Source organism: Psychrobacter sp. HD31, assembly GCF_051097895.1.
Lineage (GTDB): Bacteria > Pseudomonadota > Gammaproteobacteria > Pseudomonadales > Moraxellaceae > Psychrobacter.
In genome coordinates this window covers 1,810,341-1,835,522 of sequence record NZ_CP142525.1, presented here as the reverse complement: position 1 = coordinate 1,835,522, position 25,182 = coordinate 1,810,341, and the positions used below count along the sequence as shown (strand labels likewise).

Sequence of the window (25,182 nt, the reverse complement as noted above, 5' to 3'; positions counted from 1 at the left end):
AATTACTTAGATTCCGCTCTTTAAATTAAGTTATTTAACCTTAGTTACTTAGACTCAGTTTCAACGGTTGCTTCAGTGGTTTTCTCTTCAGCATTACCGGCAGATGCAACTTCTTTACCATCTTCAATTACCTGAAACTCAATACGACGGTTTTGGAAACGACCTTCTTCGGTTGCATTATCAGCGATTGGGGTTGCTTCGCCCGCGCCTTCTACCATAATACGCTCAGCAGCAACGCCTTGCTCTACTAAATAAGCTTTAACTGCATTCGCACGTTTTTCAGACAGTTGTTGGTTGTATGCGTCATCACCTTGATCATCGGTATGACCAATAACTTTTAACTGTGCTTCTGGCATTTTGCCCATTACTTCTGCTGCTTTGTTTAAAATAGCTTGGTTTTTTTCAGGGATTGCGTTGCCATCAGTTGCAAAGTTAATGATTTGTAAATTCAATGCATTTGCAAAGTCTTCACCAGTTAGATTATCAGTTAAACCATTAAGCGCATCTTGTGCTGCTGTAATGCTGTCATCAACTGCACCTACCACATCCATAGCGCCGTCTTTAACGTCATCAACCATTGTCGCGCCAGTACCAATTAATGTACTAAAGTCTAAGCCGGCATCGCCTTCTACCGTAAAGTCAGGTAACAAACCTTTTAGGTCTGTCACTAACTTATCACGAGCACCTGTATCTGGCGCATTTACTTTAACAGTTTGACCAACAATACTTGCAACTGAGCCAGGCACGCCTTTAACGACATTAAGTACATCGCCTAGTTTTTCTGCCACTGGTAAGTTAGCAGCCAGTTTGTCTGACACACTGATAGTTGCAGCATTTGCAACATCATCACCAAATACATTAACAAGTGATGATTTGATGGTATCCGCCACTTCTTGTGTCCCTGCTGCTGCATTTACTGAAGCAACGCCGTCTTGATCTACGGCTACATTTAAGGTTGATGGGGCAAGCTCTTCTGCAACTTCGGCAGATTCTTCAGCTGCTGGTGCCGTTGCTTGTTCTGATGGACAAGCCTTTAACATTGCCATTGCCAAAACAGCAAGGATTAATAAGCCTAAAAGTGGTAACAAACCTCTTAAGAACCCACCACCGTTATCATTGCTATTGTTTTGAGTGGTTGTAGTAGGTGTTGTGGTTGCTTTTGTATCATTAACATAAGCTGGTTGAATATCTTCTTCAACCTTTGCTTCTTTTTTGGGTGCTACAGCGGCAATACTTGCTGCGCCTAATAAACCTGCTGGCAATAAGCCAGTTGCCCAATCAGGAATAAAACTCAAAAATGACTTATCATCTTCTTTTGGCTGATCACGTAAAAACTGTGGTACTGGCGTATCCCCTGCTAGGCCTTTTACCTGAGATAAGATTAGTGGCAATGCAGAAACCATGATGCCCTTAACTTTGCTTTCTCCCACACCGTGGTTTGATACTAAGTTTTGCAAAACATCTATTGATTGTGCTTTATCGCTCCACACCAATGATGCCAAAGAACTTAATGAATCCATACCAATGTCATCAAGGTTGATACTACCGTTGCTAGTAATTTTGTTATAACCTTCTAATACGGTTGAAAAAACGCTATCGTCTGTAAAACGACCTAAAACAATGGCAATAAGTTGGTTAAGTAATGAAGATTCACTACGGTCAGCATTAACACCTAAAATTTTTGGTGCAATCGTAGTTGCTAACTGTTCTACAATATTGATATTCATAAAGAGTACTCCCTGTATTAATTAAATTTATAAAAACTTAAGAATGACTATTTCCATATTGATAAGCTTAACATAAACAATGGTAAGTAGTCGCTCGATTACCTTTAGTTTACCTAAAAACAGCCGCCATGTTGATATATTTCGTTATATTAACGTAACAAAATCGTCATAATATTGTTATTAGTATTGTAAAATTAGTTAAAACAACGCATATTTAACAATAACTCAATGAACTTACTTTATATTTTAAATTAGAGGGTGTATGAACCACACTACCATAATCATTGCCATAACCGTCATCATTAGTATGCTTGCATGGCAAAATAGCACTTTGTTCAATCAGCTGATTTTTCAACCTTCAAAGGTTGGACAAGGGGGATTGCATCGTTTTATCACCCACGGATTTATCCATGCCGATGGTCAACATTTATTGTTTAATATGTTCACCATGTATTTTTTTGGTCGGTCAGTAGAACCATTTTTTAATCACTATGTTAATGGTTTTGGCTTTATTGTCTTTTACCTTTTTGCCATCATTGCTGCCATTATCCCCACTTACATTAATAACAAAAACCGCCATCGCTACCGTAGTTTAGGCGCATCTGGCGGCGTTTCTGCTGTTTTGTTTTCTTACATTTTAATGGCACCTTGGAGCACCTTGTTAATATTTTTTGTGCCAATGCCAGCCATTATTTTTGCTGTTTTGTATGTTGCCTATAGCATTTATGCAGGTAAAAAAGGTGGCTCAAACATCAATCACTCTGCTCACTTATGGGGCGCAGCATTTGGTATTGTGGCGACCATTGCCATTGAACCAAACATCATACCGCATTTTATCAGCGCCCTTTTAAATCCAAGTTTTTAATTTGTGACATATCAGCCCTCGATTAATAGCTAAAGGACTAAATAAATACAAGTTTTATTATTTATAAAAGTCGCCAAACCAAATAAGCCCTGAATCTCAATCAGGGCTTATTTTTAGTTTATTAAATGGCTGTTTTTGCATTGCCATTATTTTTAATAGGCATCTTAACTATTACAGCTCATTCATTGCCTTTGGCGCAGGTGCTAGCATTCGCTTATGATGAGAGCGATTATGCCAAAAATTGATGCGTTCCATGGCTGCTTCATTAACCGATTCACTATTTAAACCACTTTCTAAATAGGCATCAATTTCGGCATAACTTACGCCCATTTCATCTTCATCAGTTTGCCCAATCCACAATCCTGCGCTTGGTGCTTTATCCAATACCACCTGTGGCACACCCAAATGCTTTGCCATCTCATAAACTTGCCCTTTGGTTAAATGCACTAAAGGCACCACATCCACACCGCCATCACCAAACTTGGTGAAATACCCCATGTGCCACTCTGCCATGTTGTCTGTGCCTACAACCACCGCTTTATGGCTTTGGGCATAGGCATAGAGGGCAATCATTCGCATGCGTGCCTGCACATTACCCGCAATCACATTTTGTCGCTCTGCTTCGTTATTAAAAAGCGGTTGCATCGTTTCTATAAAAGCATCATAAGTTGGTGAAATTGGTGCTAAGGTATACTCAATGCCCGCACTTTCTGCCACCAGCTTTGCGTGCATGATGTCGTTTTCAGAGGTAGTTGCACTAGGTAAAATCACCCCATGCACGGGAGCGCCAGTTTTTGCCAATAAATGTGCCACCACTGCCGAGTCAATACCACCACTAACACCAATGACATATCCTTCCATACCATATAAATCTTTACGTTGGTCTTCTAGCCAGCTAACCAAATAGTCACTATATTTTTCTATGTTCATGATTTTTTCTCCTCAAACTCAACCAACTCCAAGCGCTCATTTGGGCTATATTTTCGCCCTACTTTGGCTTCTGGTTTACCATTTTTTAGCACACAATCGCCAGAAAAACCAATACCTATTTTAAGTAAAGACGACCCCACACCATAGGCATCAACCGGTGTGCCACTTTGCTCAAAATCATTGATTTTATCGGCAGTAAAACCGCCACTTACAATAATTTTCACAAAGTCAAATCCCTCGGCATCTAATGCCTCACGCAATACTTCAATCAAACGTTTGTTGACACCACGAGGATCAAAACGACCAAGTTCATTAGGATTATCTAAAAAATACTGGTCAACCATAAACTGTGAGGTATCGACACGAACGCCAAACAAGTCTCGTCCAAATTCACGTGCCACCGCCAATGAATCCGCCACCACATCATTATGATAATCAACCAAAGCCACCAAATTATCTTCTGGAAACTCCTCACGATAAGCATGGCAAGCTGCCAACAAATCACCACCAAACAACTGAATCAACGCATGAGGCATCGTGCCCATACCTTCATCGCCCCACCAATCATTCATTGCATGCGTTGCCTGTGCTACTGAACCACCAACAAATGCCGAATAACCATCCCCAGCTTGTTGGCTAAAGTGATCATCTCGATCACCCATAAAAATTACACGGTTCTCACCAGCTGCCTGTACAACATTGTAAACATTAGTCGCCACCGAAGTCCGTCTGGCAAGGATGCCATCAATCAGCCCCTCTAAAAACCCAAACTTGTCATACTCACCTTCAATCATCAGTACGGTTTCATAAGGGGCAATGTGGTCGCCATCGTGCAGCGCATGAATGGTCAATGATTCAGGCTCTTGAGCAAAGGTATGCACCAAAGCAATTGCCTCATCTGTGCCACAAAGTACCGCCTCTTTTTTTTGAAAAAACTGCATGGTGACACGCTGCCCAGCAACATGCTTACTTGCCAGCCGAGCCGTTTTTAAAAAATATACCGCCGAAAACCAACCCTCACCCACACGCTCATCAAACTTAAAGGTACGGTTTGTTAATCGTTTCAGCTTTCCTTGTTGTTTTAACTCTTGTTCTTTTATTTCAAACGACATAGCTTGTTTCTCCACTACTTTTTTTTGACAACCAAACCCAAGCCAATAAACAGCCTTGTACCGCATATAAAATTAGCTCAATACGTAGCCCCATTATCATTTTAGGTAAAATACCCAGTACGACTGGTAAAAATATTGCCACGGCAACCACCGATGAAATAATCAATAACCAACGGTGCGCCTGAGAACGAACGGCCGTTGCCAACACAATCGGCAATAGTAATGATGTACCAATAAACGAGTTAATTGAAAACAGTATTAAAGACTTAAACGAGGTTTGAGCCAATGCCAATGCCACCAAAGCAACCACTGCACCAATACTTTTAACCAAAACTTTTGCTGAAGGATGCTTTTGGATGTCTTGCTCTGTCATTGCTGAGCTCCACTCCGTACCAATTGCCATTAATTGGCTATCTGCTGTAGACATTGCCGCAGCTAAAACACCCACAATAAACAGGGCATAAAAAAACATGGGCGCATCGCTACTAATTAAGTTTAGCAAAAAATGTCCTTCTGGCATATTTTGCGCAACCAGCACACTCCTAAGCCCAATAAACAAGGTTGGTAAAATGACCAAAATTGCAAACACAGCTAACGCCATGGTAGAGCGAGCAAACGCTTTATCACTTTTTGCAACCAATACTCGTGTAAACAATTGTGGTTGCACATAGGGCATAAGCACAATAGAAATAAAGCCTATTAATAAAAACTGCCAATTAAGCACACCTTTAGGACCAGGTGCAGATAGCAAAGCAGGTTCGATTGTGGCAACTTGCGCAAATAAATTGCCCATACCACCACTTGCCGAGATAGCAAAAAACGCAATCGCCCAAACCGTCACTAGCAACACCAACCCTTGCACCATATCCGTCACAAAAATTGCCTTAATACCGCCAAACCACGAATAGGTCATCATTAATGCAACCATCATAATCGACCACAGCAAATGTGTTTCACCCAATGGTATTGCGGTTTGTAACATCACTGCCGTACCTTTAATTTGGATAGTGATGTAAGGAATCATAAATACCGTTACGCTGGCAACAAAAAATATGACCACCCATTTAGGGAGTCCGCTTTGCTTTAACCACTCGGTTAAGTTTTTTGCCGTACGGCGCTTATTATTGTTAATGGCTAGTTGACGAGCAAAATGTCGCATTTTTAAACCAAAATACAGCAATAACGCAGCCAAACACACATCCGTTATACCCAAAAACACCCATGAGGCAATGCCATGATTTTTAAAAAATGCTGGCATCCCTTCTAACGTAAAGGTACTAAACAAACTGGCAGCAATACCAAAAAATGATAATAAAAAACCAAAACCACTGCCAAACAAATAATGGCTGTTAGTGTTTGTCTTGTTGGTTTTTGAATTGTAGGACAATCGCCATGCAGTGCCTGCTAAAAATAGCAAATAAGCAGCCAATAGTGTTAATAACAAAACGGTATTACTCATCACGATTACCCCCGCTTTCACCATCAGTTTTCTCAAAATCTGAGTCGTTAGTGACATGGCTCATTTTTATTGCAAAAATAATGGTAATTAGGCAAACAAAAAATGAGACAGCTAACCAAAACCACAAAATAACGGGCACGCTCATAACAAGCTTGCTTTGCATTTGTGTGGGTAATGTGGTGGTAAAAATTGCAGTTAATGCCAAAGATATTGGTAAAAAAACACAACTAATGAGTAAGCGAATAGGTAAGGCAGCGTTGCCTTTTGATATGTTGGACATAGCAGAAATCCTCTGTATGAAAAAATTTGGGGTGCTGTCTCCGTCTTTCGGATAAAAGCACCCCATAATCATACTCTGTTATGCCAAACAGGACAATTTTTTTAACAAAACACCTATAAATCATTGCTATTTAAGAATTTAACAGCAGATTTAATGCGGTAGTTTTTGGTTTTCTGGTGGGCTAAACAAGGCAGCCAGTTTGTTTTTTAGCCCCTTCTCATTAAAAAACTGGCGCCACATTCTTAAAAAAACCGTAAAAATTGCTTTCGGCATATTATCGGTTGTTTGTTCTCCCACCGCACCATAGCGTACAGGATTATTGACTAAATCTTCTTCAACATAAGTACCAAATAGTCGGTCAAAAATTATCAATACGCCACCATAATTTTTATCAATATACTCTGGGTTAGTGCCATGATGCGCTCTATGATTAGAAGGTGTATCAAAAATGTATTCTATCCAAGCTGGCAACTTGCCTACCACTTCTGTGTGGATAAAATACTGATAAATTAGGTCTAACGCATAAAAGAAGAATACCCAAACCGGATGCACACCCAATAACATCAATGGAGTAAAAAACAGCCACCATCCGACAACCGAGTACAACAAACTTTGACGCATGGCTGTTGATAAGTTCATTTTATCGTCTCCATGATGCACAACATGGGCAGACCAAAACCAAGTAATACGGTGGGACGCGCGATGAAACCAATAATAACAAAACTCTACTGCCACAAAAATTGGTACGGCGGTTAGCCAAGTAACTGGAATATCAAAAAAACGGAAGTGATACACCCACATGCAAATTGGCAGCACAACCAATGCTTGCGCAATGATTTCAAACAACAAATAGGTGCCACCAAGGCTAAAGTTAGTAACAGCTCGTTTTATGCTAAAGTTTTTGTCTTTACCTTTTGATTTTTGATAAAGCCACTCAAGTGCAAATAGCATCAAAAAAGGCAATCCCATTAACGGTAGCACCCATTCTTGCCAATGTTGTGGTAACACAGAAGAAACCAAGCCATGCCATTGTTCTGGCAGTAAACTTAATATCTGTTGATTTAGTTGATCTTTAAGAATAGTAAGATTCATGATATCTGTCCCTGATAAAAACCTCTATGTGTTGAAGATAACCTTACATTGATAGTATCCACACAAAGTCATTGTGCCCAATGGCGGCTATTTTTACAGTTTAATCATCTTGTTTTGTTTTTAGTACAAAAAACATCCATTAATTATAAAGCCTTATGCCATAGCACAAATATATTTAATTGACTATACTGTTTAAAGTTCATCTAACTTTTGGAAACCCTTATGCAAAGGATTGCACTTGGGATTTTGTTTAGCTTTTTTTGGTCATCTGCCTTTATTGCTGGCAAATACTCAATAAAATACCTCGCACCGCTTAATTTTATTAGCCTACGCCTTGGTTTGGCTGGGGTGGCATTGCTATTAGCCAGTTTTGCTTATCGTTATTTAACAAAACACAGCCTCAACTTAAATGCATTTAAAAACCCCTACCTTTGGCGAGATGCCTTTGTGTTAGGCTTATGTAATTATGTTTTTTATTTAGGACTATCCTATACAGGGATGCAATATGTTTCTCCTGAATTGGCGGTTTTGTTAGTATCAACTACCCCATTTGTGACATCTTTTGTTGTCTCTTGGATTGCAAAAACATGGTCAAAACTTTTGTGGCTTGCCATTACCATGGGATTTTTAGGGGTGTTTTTGGTACTCTCCGCCCGTATCGGTGGTGTCTCTCTATGGATAAAACAGCTGAGCCACCCGACCCACGCCAACGAGTTAATAACTGGTGTGACTTGGCTACTATTAGCAGTCGTTGCGGTATCCATAGGCACCCTATATTTTCAATTTTTCGCTAAAAAAACGACAGACAAATTATACCTTGTGGCACTACAAAATATGGTTGGCGCTATCATATTGTTCCCTTTTGTAGACCTTGCACACTGGTCAGCGGTAATATTTATTCCCGAATTTTTGATTTCGTTAATCTATCAAATGATATTTGTATCGATGATTGCCATGATAATGTGGTTTAAAGTAATTGAGTGGTTTGGTCCTGGCTATGCTTCTGCATTTCATCTGCTTAATCCAATTTTTGCCACTTTTTTGTCGGTCATATTGTTTGGTGTACAGCTAACCACAGCCGATATCATTGGCACTTTGATGGTCGTCTTCGCAATGGGTATCGTTAGCTTAGACCTCGTAAGAAAATAAACATACATAACCTATAAAGTCATTTATAATAAAATCACATGTGTTTAAACATTTAAAGCAGACAACGCCACAAAATAATAAATCAAGAAATTAAGGATTAACATGCTATATACAACTTTGCCACAAATAAACGAAAGCGTCTCTAAAATTTGTCTAGGTACCATGACATGGGATAACGAAGGCGGCATCCAAAATGACGAAAAAGACGCCCATGAGCAAATGGACTATGCGCTTGCACACGGCGTTAACTTTTGGGACACCGCCGAGATGTACCCTGTACTCCCACCGCAAGCAGAAACACAAGGGAATACCGAACGTTGTATTGGCTCTTGGTTTAGCAAAACAGGCAAACGTAAAGATGTAATTTTAGCCAGCAAAATATCGCCAATGGCCTACCTGCGTGATGGTAAAACCCGTTTTAATGCACAGCACATTAGCCAAGCCATTGATGGCAACTTAGAACGTCTACAAACCGATTATATTGATTTATATCAACTACACTGGCCTGAACGCCAAACCAATTTTTTTGGTAACCTTGGCTATACCAAAGGCATGGCAAGGCAAGATTTAAACGATTTAACACCTTTTTTAGAAACCATTCAGGCATTAAATGATGAGATTAAAAAAGGGCGTATACGTGCTTATGGTTTGTCAAACGATACCCCTTGGGGCATTATGAATTACATAAAAGAAGCAGAAAAAAACGGATTATTACCGCCCATTACCGTACAAAATCCATACTCATTGCTTAACCGTACTTACGAGATTGGCTCGGCAGAAATTGCCCACCGTGAGGGCGTTGGCTTACTTGCATACTCACCACTCGGGTTTGGGGTGTTGTCTGGTAAATATTTAAATGGCAAACAACCAAAAGGGGCACGCCTTAGCTTGTTTGACCGTTTTGCTCGTTATAACAATGAACAAGCAATTAAAGCAACAGAGGCGTACGCAAAAATCGCCGAAGATGCTGGGCTAGACATGGCAAAAATGGCATTAGCATTTGTTAACTCTCGCCATTTTGTTACCAGCAACATCATTGGTGCAACAAACCTAGAACAGCTTGCAAACAATATTGATTCGATTAATTTAAAGCTAAGTGAAGACGTACTGACGGCAATTGAAGAAGTACATAACAATCAGCCTAATCCATCACCTTAATATTTAGCGTATTTAGCTGGTTTTTAATAAAAAACCAGCTAAATCTTGGCTGGATACTCAATATAGTCTTGTTTTGTGATTAAGTTTTATGCGGTTTTAATATGGAGGAACATCACAATAATAATAAATGAAACCCTATAAAAATAATCAGGTATAATTGCGTGACTACGTTAGCCTATCGCAAATACCTTATCACTAATCATGCCACCCACCATGTCATCAATCATGCAAAACGCTCATAATCAGCCTCTATCAGCAACACAAATAACCAAACAATGGTTTGCTCAGCCTGTCCGTTTACTCGCACCAATGGAAGGCTTAACCGACCCACTGATGCGAGAGATTTTAACTCAAATTTCTGTTGATTTAACCGCTGATATTGCACAAGAACAAAAAGGCTACAGCTGGTCAGTTAGTGAATTTATCCGCGTTACTCAAACTGTTTTACCAAACCATGTTTTTTATAAATATGTACCAGAGCTACATACCAATAGCAAAACCAAAGCAGGCACACCCATCCATATCCAATTATTGGGCAGTGATGCAAAGTTAATGGCAGAAAACGCCGTAAAAGCATGTGAACTTGGCGCACCAGCAATTGATATCAACTTTGGTTGCCCAGCCAAAACAGTCAATAACCACAAGGGTGGCTCAGTTTTATTAACAGAACCTCCGTTAATGCAAGCCATCATTTCTGCGGTACGTACCGCTGTGCCGGCACATATCCCTGTTTCTGCCAAAATACGTTTGGGCTATGAAAACATGGATAATATGGATGATATCCGTCAGGCAATTGCTGATAGCGGCGCCAACTGGCTAACCATCCATGCACGTACTAAAACCCAAGGTTACAAACCGCCTGCCTACTGGGATAAAATCACCAAGTTTACCGATTTGCCAATACCTATTATTGCCAATGGAGAAATTTGGACACCTGAGCACGCTAAAAACTGTATGATTCAAGCCAATACGCCACACCTTATGCTTGGACGTGGGGCAGTGACTCGCCCTGATTTACTTGCAAAAGTTTGCCATGACGATAACAACTTACCTACCCCAACTTTAACATGGTCGGCGCTCATCCCCCATCAAATCAATTTTTTATCAGGGCAAGCAAAAAGCGATACCATGTTAGTTGGTCGCTACAAACAGTGGCTGGGCATGCTCACCAAAGGGTATGATGAGGCTATCGAGGTTTGGGATACCGTTAAAAGAGAAAAAGAGTTAAATAAGATTATCGATTTATTATTATCAACTTGTTAGTTAAAACAGTTGGATAAAAGTAAGTTAGTTAAAGATAAAGGGTGCAAGCGATTAATACCCTAGCACCCTAATTTTAAACCTGTTACTAATGCTAAGTTGAAACGGCAAGCATTACAGCGCCAACTTAGCTGCTAAATAAAATAGCATCATAATACATGCCATAGAAAGCAACCATAAAACCGAGCGTAACGTCGCCCAATTAAGTATATAAGCAAAGCCATACGCCACCCTAAGCCCCACATACAAAACTGCAAGATAATTAATGATCTGTTGCGGCACAAAAAACAGCATGGCAACCAGCATGGCGGCTAAAAACATGGGCAATGATTCAAAACTATTTTTTTGTATCGCATCTACCCTTGCTGCCAGCCCCGTTTGTTTTGCCATAAACTCACGTGGGTTACTGTTATCAACGGCTTTAAAACCTGCAATAACTTTAGCAATAATGGCAAAAGCAAAGGGTAACAAACAAGCCAATGCCATCAAACCAATTGACGCTGAAGATGTGTTAGGAATCATAGAAAACATAACGTATTATTCTGCCTCAATAATCTCAAAATCATGGGTAATCTTAACCCCACCACTTTCAAGCATACGACTTGCAGAACAGTATTTTTCTGCCGATAGCGCGACCGCTTTAGCAACTTGCTTTTCTCTAACCGCTTTGCCAGTAACAACAAAATGCAAGTGGATGTCAGTATAAACCGCTGGCACAGCATCGGCACGATTGGCGGTAAGTTCACAGCGTACGTCTGATACGTCTTGACGACCTTTTTGTAAAATCGTTACCACATCATAACTTGCACAACCACCCAAGCCAAGCAAGATTAACTCCATTGGGCTTGCGCCTTTTTGTTTTTGTGCATCCATTGGTACATCATGCCCAGAAGGAGACGTTCCAACAAAATTTACGTCATCTTGCCAGCTAACGGTTGCGTTCATTTCTGCCATTTTATTGTCCTTATTTAATGTTAATTTAAATTTATTGTTGATTTAACAGCCTATCATAACCTATTTTTTTGGTTTGTTATGGTTTATTACTTACCAATTTAAAAATATCATTGTACATCTGTAGGAATTCTTGGTTTAATAGAAGTAATGATATGGCGTTAAACTTGCATTAACACAACAATCAACAAAACATTAAATTCTTGATTAATTCAGGTTATTTTGAAGACAGTTATTGTCAATGCTCGTTTGGCTCAATGCTTATCAAAGCAACTATTAAGTAAACTTCTATAATAAAATAATAAACCAACAGTTTGCCCAATAACAGCCTTTGATTGCGCTTTTTTTTCAAAAATTTTAAGGTTTTAGTCATGATAGATGCAGACGGCTTTCGTGCCAATGTCGGTATCATCCTGGCAAATGCACGTGGACAAGTTCTATGGGCAAAACGTATTGGGCACAACTCTTGGCAGTTTCCACAAGGTGGGATTGACCGTGGAGAAACACCCGTTGATGCAATGTATCGAGAGTTATTTGAAGAGGTTGGACTTCAGCCACATCATGTGACTCCTTTAGCCGTCACAAATGGCTGGCTACGTTATCGTTTACCAAAGCGTTTTATCCGCCAAGGGCAATACCCCATGTGTATTGGGCAAAAACAAAAGTGGTTTTTGCTACAGCTAGATGAGCCGAATACTCAATTTATCCGCTTTGATGCGGGCAAACCAGAGTTTGATCATTGGGAATGGGTAAGCTATTGGTACCCGCTCAATCAAGTTGTACATTTCAAGCGAGGTGTTTATCGCCGTGCACTACTAGAGCTTGCTCGCAATGTACCACTGCAAAAAGAATTAATTATCCCAAGTGACATGCAACACAATCATTTACTGGTGTAATGAACTCAACTCTTTACCATCAAACGCTTAGCGCTTTTTAATAGCCTAGGCGACTTTTTTTATTTACTTAAAAGCACTAATTTACTTTTCTTGTCAGCGTTTTGCTGGCTACTCGTTAAAATACTTTGGGTGCGTGTACCATAGTTATTGAGTCGATTGTGTTCAATAAAAATGGAAGACAGTGCCTGCTCAATTTCTGATGCTAGTCCTGTATCTGGTATTTTATCTTTTGGCGATTGCATGGTGTCAGACAATACCTCAAAAGCGACTTCTTCCCATCTATCTGTTGATATATGTTGCGCAATTAACGGCAACACCTCCTGATAAACCCGCGTACGTAAACGCTCGCATTTAAACCAAGCTGCATCCGGCTGCCCGTTAGAAAAAACATGTAGCCCGTTATGTAAGGCAGTGGGCGAAACGCCTCGATTATTAACTAACACCGCTTGCCTGCTTTTTGGATTGCTATCTCCCAATACCAAATTAAAACCAGCATAGTCATTAAGTTTAATTTGCTTGGCAAACGCCATGGGCGATAAATCACTTGTTAAAAAGTCAGTAACTAACTTACCTCGTGAAGGCTGGTTAGCATTAGGATGCACCACCTCCCTAAAATTTAAGATGGTTGCCCAACGCCCATTTTGCGTGCCGTTTTGACTTTGATGATAGCCAAGCCAAGTGCCGCCACTTTTTTCATCTCTGCCTGCAAAAATGGGTAAATCTGCCCATTGATATGCAGGCAAAGTCGGACGGTCTAAAAACTCATCTCGATTTGAAAGTAAAATCAATGGCATTTCTTCAAATAATTGCCAAGCAATGGCGACAATACACATATTCTTCCTGCTTGTTTTTACAAACGCACTTAAAAAATCAATATTAAAAAACCGTTAAGCAAATAACACGTTTACTACGTTTTTTGGTATCATAAATCTAATTTTATAAATATAAATCAATACAAGATAACATATTATGGCAATGATTCATCCTCAATTTGACCCTGTTTTGCTTTCACTTGGTCCGATACAAATCCACTGGTATGGATTTATGTATTTACTGGCATTTGCAGCCGCATACGGTTTAGCACATTACCGCAGTACCAAGCGAGACGACTGGACATCAGACATGGTTTCTGATTTGGTTTTTTATGGGGCATTAGGCGTTATCCTTGGTGGGCGGATTGGCTATGTGCTGTTTTATCAATTTGGCGAATTTTTAAAAAACCCAGCGTATTTGTTTAGAGTATGGGAAGGAGGCATGTCATTCCATGGTGGTTTTTTAGGCGTTATGTTTGCCATGATGTATTTTGGTTATAAGTATAAAAAATCTGCTTTTACGGTATGGGATTTTATTGTACCTTGCGTGCCAACGGGTCTACTCTTTGGCCGCTTAGGCAACTATATTAATGGCGAGTTATGGGGGCGTGTCTCGGATGCTAGCCACCCTTGGTTAACCTACTTTCCTCAAGCGGCTGGTGCAGATACACAACTATTACAGTCTAACCCAAGCATACAAAACCTTGTAAAAGAGGTCGCTGGGCAATACCTGTTACCACGCCACCCTTCTCAACTTTATGAGGCATTTGCAGAAGGTTTGTTGCTGTTTGTTGTGTTGTGGTGGTTCTCTTCTCGTCCACGCCCACGCATGGCTGTCACCTCATTATTTTTGATAGGCTATGGTTTAAGCCGATTTATCATCGAGTTTTTCCGCCAGCCAGATGCCGACCAAGGATTTATTTTATTTGGTTGGATGACAAAAGGACAAATTTTAAGTGCACCTATGATAATCGTAGGCTTAATTATGCTTATCATTGCTTATCGCAATAAAATTTATGATTGGGGTAAACAATAAAATCAAAGGGTGTAAATCACAATGCAAAAGATACAATACCATCTATGTTGCTATCATACCTGCAAAGTCAGGTAACAGTTGATTTTAACAACCTAAAACCACAAAAAATAAAAGATACGCACACACATAACAAACGACATATCACAGAGAAAAAACATGATTACCAGCAAAAATGAACAAGCCTATTTAGATTTAATACAATACGTGCGTGACAACGGCACCAAAAAGAGTGACCGCACTGGCACTGGTACACGAAGCCATTTTGGCGCACAATTACGTTTTGACATGAGCGACGGCTTTCCGCTTTTAACCACCAAAAAAGTGCATTTTAAATCTATTGTTTATGAGTTGTTATGGTTTTTAAAAGGCGACACTCATGTTCAATATTTACAGGACAATGGGGTTAGAATCTGGAATGAATGGGCAACTGCCGAACAAACTGCCAAGTTTAACCGTCCAGCAGGAGAGCTTGGTCCTGTATATGGGCATCAATGGCGTAACTATGGTGCAAGCAAAAAAGCCGATGGCAGCTACAATCATGATGGTGTTGACCAAATCCAAGAGCTGATTGACACCATTAAAACCAATCCAGACTCTCGCCGTTTAATTGTTTCTGGTTGGAACCCTGCCGAGGCAAATCAAGTAGCATTGCCGCCTTGCCACACGCTCTTCCAGTTTTTTGTAGCCGATGGCAAGTTAAGTTGTCAGTTATATCAACGCTCGGCAGATTTGTTTTTAGGTGTGCCATTTAATATTGCCAGCTATGCATTGTTAACGCATATGGTAGCGCAAGTTTGCGGACTTGGGGTTGGCGAGTTTGTGTGGACAGGTGGGGATTGCCATATTTACGATAACCACATAGATCAGGTTAATGAGCAGTTGAGCCGTAGCCAATTTGAGCTACCAACGCTTTGGTTAAACCCTGATGTTGATGATGTTTTTGGTTTTAATTTTGAAGATATTAAAGTAGAAAATTACCAGTCTCATGCCACGATTAAAGCACCCGTTGCCGTTTAAAACCAAACAATAACTTTAAAGGATACAAATGGATAACACCAACAACATTACCATTGCCCAAATCGTTGCTATCAGTAGCAACCGTTGTATTGGCAAAGACAACGATTTACCTTGGCACATTAGCGAAGACCTGCAACACTTTAAGCGTATGACCACGGCTGACAGTGTGGGCGAAAATGGTTTTAAAGGTATTGTGGTGATGGGGCGTAAAACGTTTGAGTCGATGCGGTCTCGTCCTTTACCAAACCGTGTGAATATCATAATTACCCGTCAAAGCGATTATGTACCTCAAAAAAGCTCAGATAAGTGGGCTGAGTGGATTGAGCAAGGCAAAATAATTGTGGTAAATAGCCTTGATGAAGCAATTGAGGTGGGGAAACAACAAGCCACACAACAAAGTTTAGATACGCTTTGGGTAATTGGCGGAGAGCAAATATTTAGACAAGCCCTACCAATAACAACGCGTGTGGAACTAACACAGGTAAACACAGTCATTGAAAATGGCGATGCTTTTTATCCTGACCTGCCAACCGACTTTAAACAAGTTAGCAAGTCTGACACCAAAATAGATGAAAAAACTGGGTTTGAATTTGAGTTTTTGACTTATCTAGCATAGTGGTATCTTTCAAATATACTTGATTGCCGATAACACTCCGTTAAAAAAAGATTAGCTAGGTACTTATTGCCTAGCTTTTTTAAATCAAACCACCTCGCCACATACAAACCCACTTGCCCACGCCCATTGGAAGTTATAACCGCCAAGCCAGCCAGTTACATCTAACACCTCGCCAACAAAATACAGCCCTTGCTGGCGTTTGCTTTCCATCGTTTTAGAAGACACCTCATCAGTCGCTACCCCACCACGAGTTACCTCCGCCGTGCGGTAACCTTCGGTACCTGATGGCTTGATTTCCCAATCATTAAGCGTATTGCCAAGCTTTACAAGTGTTTCATCTTTAATATTAGCAAGTTCCGTTTCAGTAACCTCTGCCCACAACAAGCTTTGCAAAGCAGACAACAAATTTTTAGGAAAATATTCAGCCAATGCCGTTCGGATACGTTGTTTTGGGTGCTTGGCTTTATGTGTTAACAACAGCTCACTTGCCTGCACATTAGGCATTAAATTTAAATGTATGGTCTCGCCTTGTTGCCAGTAATTAGACAACTGAAGCATGGCAAAACCAGATAAACCACGATGGGTAAATAGTAACGGGCGAGCAAAACTGGCACGCTCATTAAATGCCACCACATCCAAACTAATACCCGACAACGATGCAAAAACCTCCCCCAATTTATCAGTAAAAGTAAAGGGTACAAGTCCAGCTGTGGTTGGCATAAGCTGATGCCCAAATTGCTGTGCGATTTGATAACCCAATCCAGTTGCTCCCATCGTGGTGATTGACAACCCACCTGTTGCAATCACCAAAGATTCACAATAAATAAGGCGCTGTTTATCTTTATTTTGCGTCGTAACAGCAAATTTATATTTGGTAGAAAAATCCGTTTCCTCTAGCAAAGCTATACTAGCTGGTGATTGTGATGTGGTGTCTTGATCTATGACATTAATATCAACAACCTCAGTATGCAAGTTAATATCCACCCCCACTTGCTCACATTCGGTTAATAACATTTTTACAATATCTTTAGAAGACACATCACAAAACAGTTGCCCATAGTCTCTCTCGTGATAAGGGATTTGATGCTTGGCAACCATACCAATAAACTCCCAGTTACTATAACGAGACAAAGCCGATTTGCAAAAATGAGCATTGTGACTAATGTAGTTTTCTGGTTCAACAAAATAATTTGTAAAGTTGCAACGCCCACCACCCGACATTAGAATTTTTTTACCTGCTTTGTTGGCATGGTCAATGACCGTCACTTTTCGCCCTCGTCCGCCTGCGGTCATAGCACAAAATAACCCAGATGCCCCTGCACCAATGATGAGTACCTCAGTTTTTATGGTTTGCATAGCTTGCACAATTAGCCTTAAGTTTTATCGTTGTTTTATGTTCAGTTTAGCTACAAATTATAACATTATCGATAAAACTTATTTTTCATAAATAACAACACTATATAAAACAAGATAATAAAAAAGTTTACAATTACTCAAAAATCTGCTAAAAATATGGGGGATTAAAGAGATATTGGCATTAAGGACAAGATGCGATATTCATTATATGATTTATGATAAATAGCTCATATCTACTTAAACCGACAAGGAGGTTAAACATGTCCAAAACATACCCTGCAAGTGCTGAGTTTTCTGCCAAAGCAAACACCACATCAGAGCAATACCAACAAACTTATGCTGAGTCTATTACCGATGGTGGTAATGAGGCATTTTGGCAAAAAAGATCAGAACTACTTGATTGGTACAAAAAACCAACCATCATCAAAAATGTAAATTACGACCTAGATGACTTTAAAATCAAATGGTATGAAGATGGCGAGTTAAACGTATCAGTAAACTGTATTGATCGTCACTTAGCAGAAAGCCCATACAAGCCAGCTATTATTTGGGAAGGTGACCACCCATCAGAGCACAAAATCATTTCATATAAAGAGTTGCATCAAGAGGTCTGCCGTTTAGGCAATGCGCTTCGTAAAATGGGTGTGCAAAAAGGCGATCGTGTTACCCTTTATTTACCAATGATTCCTGAAGCCGTATTTTCTATGTTGGCTTGTGCGCGCATTGGTGCGGTACACTCAGTCGTTTTTGGTGGGTTTTCATCAGACAGCTTAGCAAACCGCATTATAGATAGCCAATCTAAAGTTGTTATCACCGCAGATGAAGGCGTACGTGGTGGCAAACATACCCCACTTAAAACAAATGTGGACCATGCGTTAGATGTTGATGGTACTGAATGCGTTGAGAAGGTTGTTGTTGTACACCGTACAGGTACGTCTGTTCCGATGAGTGGCCGTCGTGATGTTTGGTATCACACGGTTGTTGACAATGCGAGCAATGAGTGTGAACCAGAAAAAATGAACGCAGAAGACCCACTATTTTTGCTATACACTTCTGGCTCAACGGGTACGCCAAAAGGCGTATTACATACAACTGGCGGTTATTTAACGTATACCCTATCTACCTTTAGAGATATTTTTGATATCAAAAAAGATGACGTATTTTGGTGTACTGCCGATGTAGGTTGGATTACTGGTCATAGTTATGTAACCTATGCACCACTTGCTAATGGTACAACGACCGTTATGTTTGAAGGTGTACCACAGTACCCAGATTGGGCACGTATTGGTCATATTGTTGACAAGCATGATATTACCATTTTATATACCGCACCAACTGCCATCCGTGCCATGATGAAAGAAGGCGATGAATTTGTGCGTAAATCAGATCGCTCTAGCCTACGCCTATTAGGCTCGGTGGGTGAGCCAATCAATCCAGAAGCTTGGGACTGGTTCTATAACGTCGTTGGCGATGCGCGTTGCCCAATTGTTGACACATGGTGGCAAACCGAAACAGGCGGCGTACTAATGTCACCAATCCCAAATGCTGTAGACTTAAAACCTGGCTCTACGCAAACACCACAATATGGTATTAAACCAGCCATTGTTGATAGTGAAGGCAACGAACTGACAGGCGCTTGTGAGGGTAACCTAATCATCCGTGATAGCTGGCCAGGACAAATGCGTACCATTTGGGGCAACCAAGAACGTTTCTTAGAAGCCTACTTTAGTACCTACCCTGGCAACTACTTTACTGGCGATGGCGCACAACGTGACGAAGATGGTCACTACTGGATTACAGGCCGTGTTGATGATGTATTAAACGTATCTGGTCACCGTCTTGGCACCGCTGAAATTGAGTCTGCCTTAGTTGCACACCCAGCAGTTGCCGAAGCAGCTATTGTTGGTATGCCACACGAGATTAAAGGTCAAGGCGTTGCTGGTTACTTAATTTTACGCACAGGCGAAGAAGCAACCGACATGCTTAAAGCTGAAATCAACCGTCACGTACGTGCCGAAATTGGTCCAATCGCAAGCCTTGATGCAATGTATATTGTTGATGGTTTACCAAAAACTCGTTCAGGTAAAATCATGCGTCGCATTTTGCGTAAGCTTGCTGCTGGCGAATATGACGGCTTAGGCGACACTTCTACTTTAGCGGATAGTGACGTTGTAGATAGCTTAATTGACGTTGTTAAAAATGGCTAATCTTCATTAAACAAACGCTTATCTTTATTAAGCCAATCACCTTAAAGGTGGTTGGCTTTTTATTTTAAGCTGGGTTGCATTAGCAAAACTGAGCATAAAACATGTTTAATTTAACATATTTAAATATATAGAAAATGAGCTAAAAAATGCGGTTAAATAGCACAGCGGTTTAAGATTATATGTGGTGATGAGATATTTTTTATGAGCATTATTATTGGCATTTTTAACCACAACAGTTTGCCTCCTCCTTTAAACATGTTAAGCTTGTCATCAACTATTTTTATCATAAAAATATTGATATGACTCAGCCAACACAGCAAAATTTAAGCAATAATACCAGCATTTTTAATCTGCCAAACAATTTAACCATTGCTCGCATTGTCATGATTCCTATTTTTGTGGCAATTGCCTATTGGCCACCTGCTTTAGGTATTGGCACACCAATGATTAGTAATAATGCGATTGCAAATATTGGGATGAATATCGACAGTTTTAGCAATAGTATGCTACGCCATTTTTTGCTCACCTTTTTATTTGTTTTAGCGGCAATTACAGATTGGCTGGATGGTTACCTAGCCCGTAAAATGAACATTACCTCAGCATTTGGGCGGTTTTTAGACCCTGTTGCCGATAAATTAATGGTTGCAGCAGCACTGATTATTTTGGTGCAATGGCATCCCAATATCATTATGGCCATTGCTGCCATTGTCATTATCTCACGTGAAATTGCAGTATCTGCGTTGCGTGAGTGGATGGCAGAGCTGGGTAATCGTACTAGTGTGGCCGTATCCTATGTTGGCAAGTTAAAAACCACGTTTCAGATGATAGCCATTACCGTACTGCTACTAAACTGGCAATCGCTTGAAACCATAGGCTATGTGTTGATGTTAGCAGCAGTAATTTTAACCCTTTGGTCAATGATGATATATATGAAAGCCGCTTGGCCATATTTAAAGCAAGGGTAAACAAAAAAATTTGTTACTTCTTTCACTCAATACAAAATAATACAAACGTCCAATCATGGGCGTTTTTTATTGCCAATCTCTCACCACTCATCGCATAAAATTGTTATAATTCAATCATTACATTTGTCATTCTCAAATAACCCAACAAGAGAACCGCTCTTATGATGACCATCGCTGGACGTGCATTTCTTACGGCATTTCAAACGCAACAACTCGTTGCCGAACTTAACACCAAAACAAAGCTTAAAGTAACTGACTTAACCAGCCAACAAGTCTATATTACTTCTCGCTCGCTGCAACCTGCTGAATACAAAAAGGCAATTAACTTACTAAACCAAGGCGATGAAATTAGCCTACAAAGCGCTAATGACGGACAAATCCAAGTCACCGTTTGTCCACGTTTTGGCACAATCAGCCCATGGGCAAGTAAGGCAACAGACATCTTTAATAACTGTGATATCACCCTTGAGCGTGTTGAGCGTGCCGTGGTGTTTACTTTAACCTTAGACATGGCAGAACTGGTGGATGGTAAACTTCCAAAGACTGCTGAGCAGACTTTGCATGACCAAATGACGCAGTCTATTGTTTATAAAGTCGACAGCGTGCATAACTTATTTGATGACCACCAGCCGTCTCATTTAAATGAAATCGACATCATTGGTGGTGGTCGTGAAGCACTAGAAACGGCAAATATCGAGTTTGGTTTTGCCTTATCGAGTGAAGATATTGATTATCTCATGAATGCCTATGTGAATGACCCAGAACAGGCATTAAAGCGTAATCCAACCGATGTTGAACTCATGATGTTTGCTCAAGCAAACTCCGAGCATTGCCGTCATAAAATCTTTAATGCAGAATGGACGATTGATGGTGAGGTACAACCAAAATCATTGTTTAAGATGATTCGCAACACTCACGAAAGCAATCCTGATGGCATTTTGTCTGCTTATAAAGACAATGCCGCTGTGATGGCAGGCTTTGAAGCCCAGCGTTTTTATCCTGTCAATGACTCACAAGACGCTCACCACAACTACAATTTCCACAATGAGCAAGTCGATATTTTAATGAAGGTGGAGACCCACAACCACCCAACTGCCATTGCGCCTTATGCTGGCGCTTCAACAGGTTCAGGCGGCGAAATTCGTGACGAGGGCGCAACGGGGCGTGGCGGTAAACCAAAAGCAGGTTTGGCAGGCTTTAACGTATCTCATCTACACTTGCCAGATATGCCAGAAAAGTGGGAGCAGTCTGGTGCAGTCAACACCAAGGTTTATGGTAAGCCCGAGCGTATGGCATCACCACGAGACATTATGACCCATGCACCACTGGGCAGTGCTAACTTCTCTAATGAGTTTGGTCGTCCTAATCTGTGTGGTTATTTCCGCTCATTCCAATTAGACACTTCACAAGAGCAAGATGGTAGCCAAATGCGTGGCTATCACAAACCCATGATGATTGCAGGTGGTTTTGGTAACATCAAGCGTAACTTGGTTGAAAAAAATGCCATTGCTGAAGGTGATTTGCTTATCGTATTGGGTGGTCAAGCGATGCAAATTGGTTTGGGCGGTGGTGCTGCCTCATCTGTGGACAGTGGGGAGCTGGATGAAGGCTTGGATTTTGCCTCTGTGCAACGTGATAATGCCGAGATGGAACGCCGTTGCCAAGAAGTCATTGACCGCTGTTGGGCATTGGCAAAAGAAGGTGAAGATACCAACCCAATCGTTTCTATCCATGACGTGGGTGCAGGCGGGTTATCAAACGCCATGCCAGAGCTGGTTGATGACCACGGATTAGGCGCAGTGCTTGAGCTTCGTAAAGTGCCTTCGCTTGAGGCAGGCATGTCACCAATGGCTATCTGGTCTAATGAGGCACAAGAGCGTTATGTGTTGGCAGTTCGCCCTGACGATATTGAACGATTTGAAGCCATTTGTGAGCGTGAGCGTTGCCCTTATGCGGTGCTTGGTCATGCAACCGAAGTGCGTCAATTAGTGGTAAACGATGAGCTATTACCTGAGCAACCCGTTGATATGCCAATGCAGGTGTTGCTTGGTGGTACGCCAAAAATGAAACGCTCATTTAGTCGTACAGACAATCTTAAAACACAACTTAACCCACTCAATACAGCTGATATTGACCTAAAAACTGCTGTAGCAGATGTACTACGTCATCCAACCGTTGCCAGTAAGTCTTTCTTAATCAGCATTGGTGACCGCTCTATCACTGGTATGGTGGTGCGTGACCAATACGTTGGACGCTATCAAGTACCCGTGGCGGACTGTGCGGTAACTGCAACAGGACTCACTGCAACCACAGGTGAAGCCATGAGCATGGGTGAGCGTCCCCCAGTTGCCTTGATTAATCCAGCAGCTTCTGCCCGTTTGGCGGTTGCCGAAGCCATCACTAACATTGCAGGGGCAAGAATAGACAAGCTATCTGACATTACCTTATCCGCTAACTGGATGGCAGCGTGTGGAGAAGATAGTGAAGATTCTGCCTTGTTTGATGCGGTGTATACGGTTGGTGAAGAGCTGTGTCCAAAGCTTGGCATTGCCATTCCTGTGGGTAAAGACTCACTATCAATGCGTGCCAATTGGTCGGATGAAGACGGTGATAAAAGTGTCGTTAGCCCAATGAGCTTGGTGATTTCTGCATTTGCTCCTGTCAGCAATGTGGCAAAAACTTTAACGCCAGAACTGGTAAATGCAGATGCAGGCTTATATCGACTCGATTTATCAAAAGGTCAGTTCCGTTTGGGTGGTTCTATTTTGGCTCAAACCATGAGTCAGCTGGGTGATGAGTGTCCAGATTTAGACATTGAAAATGGTGCAGACGACCTAGTTAACCTGTTTAACTTTATTCAAGCAGGTAATGAAGCTGGGGTTATTTCTGCCTATCACGACATTGGTGATGGCGGCTTGATTGCCACAGTTGCGGAAATGCAGTTTACGGCTCGCATGGCAATTAACCTAAATTTGTCTGATAACGACTCTAATAATGGGTTGATTGGTCAGCTATTTGCTGAAGAGTTAGGTGCCGTCATTCAGGTATTACCAGAGCATGTTGAGCAGGTAATGGCATTGGCTGATGAACACCATGTGGGTGAGCTAATGACCCTAATCGGTCAAACCATAGAGACCCCAGAAGGTGGTGCAAACCAAGATAAATTGACCATCATTACGCCATCTCATATGGGAGATAACGCCCTAGTATTTGACCGTGCTGACCTACAACAAACATGGACTCAAGTCAGCTATCAAATTGCCAAGAATCGTGACAACCCTGCTTGTGTACAACAAGAATTTGACTTGATTGTTGACCCTACACACTTGGGGTTAATTGCTCAAGCCAACTATGATTTAGACCAAAAGATTGAAGTGCCTTATCTAAATGCTCGCACCGTGCGACCAAAAGTGGCAATTTTGCGTGAGCAAGGTGTCAATGGACAGCTAGAGATGGCGGCAGGGTTTGTGCAAGCAGGGTTTGAAGCCGTTGACGTACATATGAGCGACCTCATTAAAGGACGCGTACACTTGCGTGACTTTGAAGGCTTGGTAGCTTGTGGTGGCTTTAGTTATGGTGATGTCTTGGGTGCTGGCTCTGGTTGGGCTAATTCGGTATTGTTCCATGATGAGCTGCGTATGCAGTTTGTTCAGTTCTTCCATCGTAAAGAAACCTTTAGTTTAGGGGTGTGTAATGGCTGTCAAATGATGGCTCAGTTAAAAGACTTGATGCCTGATGCTGCTCACTTCCCACGCTTTATTGCAAATAACTCTGCACGCTTTGAAGGTCGTACCGTCAATGTACGGATTGAACAAACTAAGTCGGTATTATTGACGGGTATGCAAGGCAGTATCCTCCCTGTTGCTGTCGCTCATGGTGAAGGTTTGGCTGATTTAAGGGCTGACGAAGTTCAAAACATGGCGCAACATGGTCATCTTGCCCTGCGTTATGTCGATAGCCAAGGTAACCCGACGCAAACTTATCCACTCAACCCGAATGGCTCTATTGGTGGCGTGACTGGGGTTACCAGTAATGATGGACGTGTAACCCTGATGATGCCACACCCTGAGCGTAACTTACGTGCGATTAACCACAGCTGGAAACCAAACGAATGGCAAGGTGATGGTGCATGGATGCGTATGTTTAGAAATGCGATGGCGTTTTTGCAGTAACTTTTTGTGATTGTAAGCGAACTTAAAAATCGTCATGCCTTGTGGTGTGGCGATTTTTTATACCTGACAAAACCATCTTAAAATAAGGGAGTTTGTCATTAATCATAAACTAATTGTATAAT

Annotated in this window: 21 protein-coding genes; 11 read left to right on the top strand and 10 right to left on the bottom strand. The window is 41.1% G+C overall.

The window, feature by feature from the left end; translation table 11 throughout:
• Positions 1 to 44 precede the first annotated feature (44 nt).
• Complete coding sequence (locus tag VH441_RS08235) at positions 45 to 1,727, bottom strand: OmpA family protein (protein WP_434353163.1); 1,683 nt, start codon at positions 1,725 to 1,727, stop codon at positions 45 to 47.
• 262 nt (positions 1,728 to 1,989) lie between these two features.
• On the opposite strand from VH441_RS08235, the gene VH441_RS08230 reads away from it, so the two are divergent.
• Positions 1,990 to 2,592 (top strand): rhomboid family intramembrane serine protease, encoded by a 603-nt coding sequence (locus VH441_RS08230; RefSeq protein WP_434353162.1) that lies wholly within the window; start codon positions 1,990 to 1,992, stop codon positions 2,590 to 2,592.
• A gap of 171 nt (positions 2,593 to 2,763) precedes the next feature.
• Here the strand turns inward: VH441_RS08230 and nadE are convergent, their stop codons facing one another.
• The 5 genes from nadE to VH441_RS08205 form a co-directional block, all read right to left on the bottom strand.
• Positions 2,764 to 3,522 carry an NAD(+) synthase gene (gene nadE, locus VH441_RS08225; protein WP_434353161.1) on the bottom strand — a complete coding sequence of 253 codons (759 nt, stop codon included), beginning with the start codon at positions 3,520 to 3,522 and terminating at the stop codon, positions 2,764 to 2,766.
• A complete protein-coding gene (locus VH441_RS08220; RefSeq protein ID WP_434353160.1) occupies positions 3,519 to 4,634 on the bottom strand; it encodes a nicotinate phosphoribosyltransferase in 1,116 nt (371 codons plus the stop codon). The genes nadE and VH441_RS08220 overlap by 4 nt, the downstream gene beginning before the upstream one ends.
• Positions 4,624 to 6,093 carry a sodium:solute symporter family protein gene (locus tag VH441_RS08215; protein ID WP_434353159.1) on the bottom strand — a complete coding sequence of 490 codons (1,470 nt, stop codon included), beginning with the start codon at positions 6,091 to 6,093 and terminating at the stop codon, positions 4,624 to 4,626. The genes VH441_RS08220 and VH441_RS08215 overlap by 11 nt, the downstream gene beginning before the upstream one ends.
• Entirely contained in the window at positions 6,086 to 6,373 is a 288-nt protein-coding gene (locus VH441_RS08210; RefSeq protein WP_434353158.1) for a hypothetical protein, read from the bottom strand. Before VH441_RS08210 ends, VH441_RS08215 begins: the two co-directional genes overlap by 8 nt.
• A 150-nt stretch (positions 6,374 to 6,523) precedes the next feature.
• Entirely contained in the window at positions 6,524 to 7,465 is a 942-nt protein-coding gene (locus VH441_RS08205) for a sterol desaturase family protein (protein WP_434353157.1), read from the bottom strand.
• A 222-nt stretch (positions 7,466 to 7,687) separates the two neighbouring features.
• Here VH441_RS08205 and VH441_RS08200 point away from each other — a divergent pair, with 222 nt between their 5' ends.
• The 3 genes from VH441_RS08200 to VH441_RS08190 all read left to right on the top strand — a co-directional run bounded on the left by VH441_RS08200 (position 7,688) and on the right by VH441_RS08190 (position 11,035).
• Positions 7,688 to 8,614 (top strand): DMT family transporter, encoded by a 927-nt coding sequence (locus VH441_RS08200; RefSeq protein ID WP_434353156.1) that lies wholly within the window; start codon positions 7,688 to 7,690, stop codon positions 8,612 to 8,614.
• Between the two features lie 102 nt (positions 8,615 to 8,716).
• Positions 8,717 to 9,772: an aldo/keto reductase gene (locus tag VH441_RS08195; protein ID WP_434353155.1), complete on the top strand. Its 1,056-nt coding sequence runs from the start codon at positions 8,717 to 8,719 to the stop codon at positions 9,770 to 9,772.
• A gap of 225 nt (positions 9,773 to 9,997) precedes the next feature.
• A complete protein-coding gene (locus VH441_RS08190; RefSeq protein ID WP_434353154.1) occupies positions 9,998 to 11,035 on the top strand; it encodes a tRNA dihydrouridine synthase in 1,038 nt (345 codons plus the stop codon).
• Between the two features lie 111 nt (positions 11,036 to 11,146).
• On the opposite strand, the gene VH441_RS08185 is transcribed toward VH441_RS08190, so the two are convergent.
• Positions 11,147 to 11,554, bottom strand: coding sequence for an MAPEG family protein (locus VH441_RS08185; RefSeq protein ID WP_434353153.1), 408 nt, complete (start codon positions 11,552 to 11,554; stop codon positions 11,147 to 11,149).
• Positions 11,555 to 11,569: 15 nt separating this feature from the next.
• Positions 11,570 to 11,986: an OsmC family protein gene (locus tag VH441_RS08180; protein ID WP_434353152.1), complete on the bottom strand. Its 417-nt coding sequence runs from the start codon at positions 11,984 to 11,986 to the stop codon at positions 11,570 to 11,572.
• Between the two features lie 368 nt (positions 11,987 to 12,354).
• On the opposite strand from VH441_RS08180, the gene VH441_RS08175 reads away from it, so the two are divergent.
• The gene (locus VH441_RS08175) at positions 12,355 to 12,879 is read left to right on the top strand and encodes an RNA pyrophosphohydrolase (RefSeq protein ID WP_434353151.1); all 525 of its coding nucleotides are present in this window, start codon (positions 12,355 to 12,357) and stop codon (positions 12,877 to 12,879) included.
• Between the two features lie 59 nt (positions 12,880 to 12,938).
• Here the strand turns inward: VH441_RS08175 and VH441_RS08170 are convergent, their stop codons facing one another.
• Positions 12,939 to 13,712, bottom strand: coding sequence for an NRDE family protein (locus VH441_RS08170; protein WP_434353150.1), 774 nt, complete (start codon positions 13,710 to 13,712; stop codon positions 12,939 to 12,941).
• A 136-nt stretch (positions 13,713 to 13,848) separates the two neighbouring features.
• On the opposite strand from VH441_RS08170, the gene lgt reads away from it, so the two are divergent.
• From lgt to VH441_RS08155, 3 genes are all read left to right on the top strand, one after another.
• Positions 13,849 to 14,727, top strand: coding sequence for a prolipoprotein diacylglyceryl transferase (gene lgt / locus VH441_RS08165; protein ID WP_434353149.1), 879 nt, complete (start codon positions 13,849 to 13,851; stop codon positions 14,725 to 14,727).
• A 156-nt stretch (positions 14,728 to 14,883) separates the two neighbouring features.
• On the top strand, positions 14,884 to 15,744 hold the full coding sequence (locus VH441_RS08160; protein WP_434353148.1) for a thymidylate synthase: 861 nt from the start codon (positions 14,884 to 14,886) through the stop codon (positions 15,742 to 15,744).
• Positions 15,745 to 15,772: 28 nt separating this feature from the next.
• Positions 15,773 to 16,360, top strand: a complete 588-nt coding sequence (locus VH441_RS08155; RefSeq protein WP_434353147.1) for a dihydrofolate reductase — start codon at positions 15,773 to 15,775, stop codon at positions 16,358 to 16,360.
• Positions 16,361 to 16,444: 84 nt separating this feature from the next.
• Here the strand turns inward: VH441_RS08155 and VH441_RS08150 are convergent, their stop codons facing one another.
• Complete coding sequence (locus VH441_RS08150; protein ID WP_434353146.1) at positions 16,445 to 17,716, bottom strand: NAD(P)/FAD-dependent oxidoreductase; 1,272 nt, start codon at positions 17,714 to 17,716, stop codon at positions 16,445 to 16,447.
• Between the two features lie 260 nt (positions 17,717 to 17,976).
• Here VH441_RS08150 and acs point away from each other — a divergent pair, with 260 nt between their 5' ends.
• From acs to purL, 3 genes are all read left to right on the top strand, one after another.
• Entirely contained in the window at positions 17,977 to 19,923 is a 1,947-nt protein-coding gene (acs, locus tag VH441_RS08145; protein ID WP_434353145.1) for an acetate--CoA ligase, read from the top strand.
• 299 nt (positions 19,924 to 20,222) lie between these two features.
• Positions 20,223 to 20,888, top strand: a complete 666-nt coding sequence (pgsA, locus tag VH441_RS08140) for a CDP-diacylglycerol--glycerol-3-phosphate 3-phosphatidyltransferase (protein WP_434353144.1) — start codon at positions 20,223 to 20,225, stop codon at positions 20,886 to 20,888.
• Positions 20,889 to 21,049: 161 nt separating this feature from the next.
• Positions 21,050 to 25,060: a phosphoribosylformylglycinamidine synthase gene (gene purL, locus VH441_RS08135; RefSeq protein WP_434353143.1), complete on the top strand. Its 4,011-nt coding sequence runs from the start codon at positions 21,050 to 21,052 to the stop codon at positions 25,058 to 25,060.
• Positions 25,061 to 25,182: the final 122 nt, after the last annotated feature.

What these genes read in the sequence shown, in the direction of transcription:
- VH441_RS08235 (WP_434353163.1), bottom strand. Translation starts at nt 1,727, where the DNA reads ATGAATATCAATATTGTAGAACAGTTAGCAACTACGATTGCACCAAAA.
- VH441_RS08230 (WP_434353162.1), top strand. Translation starts at nt 1,990, where the DNA reads ATGAACCACACTACCATAATCATTGCCATAACCGTCATCATTAGTATG.
- nadE (WP_434353161.1), bottom strand. Translation starts at nt 3,522, where the DNA reads ATGAACATAGAAAAATATAGTGACTATTTGGTTAGCTGGCTAGAAGAC.
- VH441_RS08220 (WP_434353160.1), bottom strand. Translation starts at nt 4,634, where the DNA reads ATGTCGTTTGAAATAAAAGAACAAGAGTTAAAACAACAAGGAAAGCTG.
- VH441_RS08215 (WP_434353159.1), bottom strand. Translation starts at nt 6,093, where the DNA reads ATGAGTAATACCGTTTTGTTATTAACACTATTGGCTGCTTATTTGCTA.
- VH441_RS08210 (WP_434353158.1), bottom strand. Translation starts at nt 6,373, where the DNA reads ATGTCCAACATATCAAAAGGCAACGCTGCCTTACCTATTCGCTTACTC.
- VH441_RS08205 (WP_434353157.1), bottom strand. Translation starts at nt 7,465, where the DNA reads ATGAATCTTACTATTCTTAAAGATCAACTAAATCAACAGATATTAAGT.
- VH441_RS08200 (WP_434353156.1), top strand. Translation starts at nt 7,688, where the DNA reads ATGCAAAGGATTGCACTTGGGATTTTGTTTAGCTTTTTTTGGTCATCT.
- VH441_RS08195 (WP_434353155.1), top strand. Translation starts at nt 8,717, where the DNA reads ATGCTATATACAACTTTGCCACAAATAAACGAAAGCGTCTCTAAAATT.
- VH441_RS08190 (WP_434353154.1), top strand. Translation starts at nt 9,998, where the DNA reads ATGCAAAACGCTCATAATCAGCCTCTATCAGCAACACAAATAACCAAA.
- VH441_RS08185 (WP_434353153.1), bottom strand. Translation starts at nt 11,554, where the DNA reads ATGATTCCTAACACATCTTCAGCGTCAATTGGTTTGATGGCATTGGCT.
- VH441_RS08180 (WP_434353152.1), bottom strand. Translation starts at nt 11,986, where the DNA reads ATGGCAGAAATGAACGCAACCGTTAGCTGGCAAGATGACGTAAATTTT.
- VH441_RS08175 (WP_434353151.1), top strand. Translation starts at nt 12,355, where the DNA reads ATGATAGATGCAGACGGCTTTCGTGCCAATGTCGGTATCATCCTGGCA.
- VH441_RS08170 (WP_434353150.1), bottom strand. Translation starts at nt 13,712, where the DNA reads ATGTGTATTGTCGCCATTGCTTGGCAATTATTTGAAGAAATGCCATTG.
- lgt (WP_434353149.1), top strand. Translation starts at nt 13,849, where the DNA reads ATGGCAATGATTCATCCTCAATTTGACCCTGTTTTGCTTTCACTTGGT.
- VH441_RS08160 (WP_434353148.1), top strand. Translation starts at nt 14,884, where the DNA reads ATGATTACCAGCAAAAATGAACAAGCCTATTTAGATTTAATACAATAC.
- VH441_RS08155 (WP_434353147.1), top strand. Translation starts at nt 15,773, where the DNA reads ATGGATAACACCAACAACATTACCATTGCCCAAATCGTTGCTATCAGT.
- VH441_RS08150 (WP_434353146.1), bottom strand. Translation starts at nt 17,716, where the DNA reads ATGCAAACCATAAAAACTGAGGTACTCATCATTGGTGCAGGGGCATCT.
- acs (WP_434353145.1), top strand. Translation starts at nt 17,977, where the DNA reads ATGTCCAAAACATACCCTGCAAGTGCTGAGTTTTCTGCCAAAGCAAAC.
- pgsA (WP_434353144.1), top strand. Translation starts at nt 20,223, where the DNA reads ATGACTCAGCCAACACAGCAAAATTTAAGCAATAATACCAGCATTTTT.
- purL (WP_434353143.1), top strand. Translation starts at nt 21,050, where the DNA reads ATGATGACCATCGCTGGACGTGCATTTCTTACGGCATTTCAAACGCAA.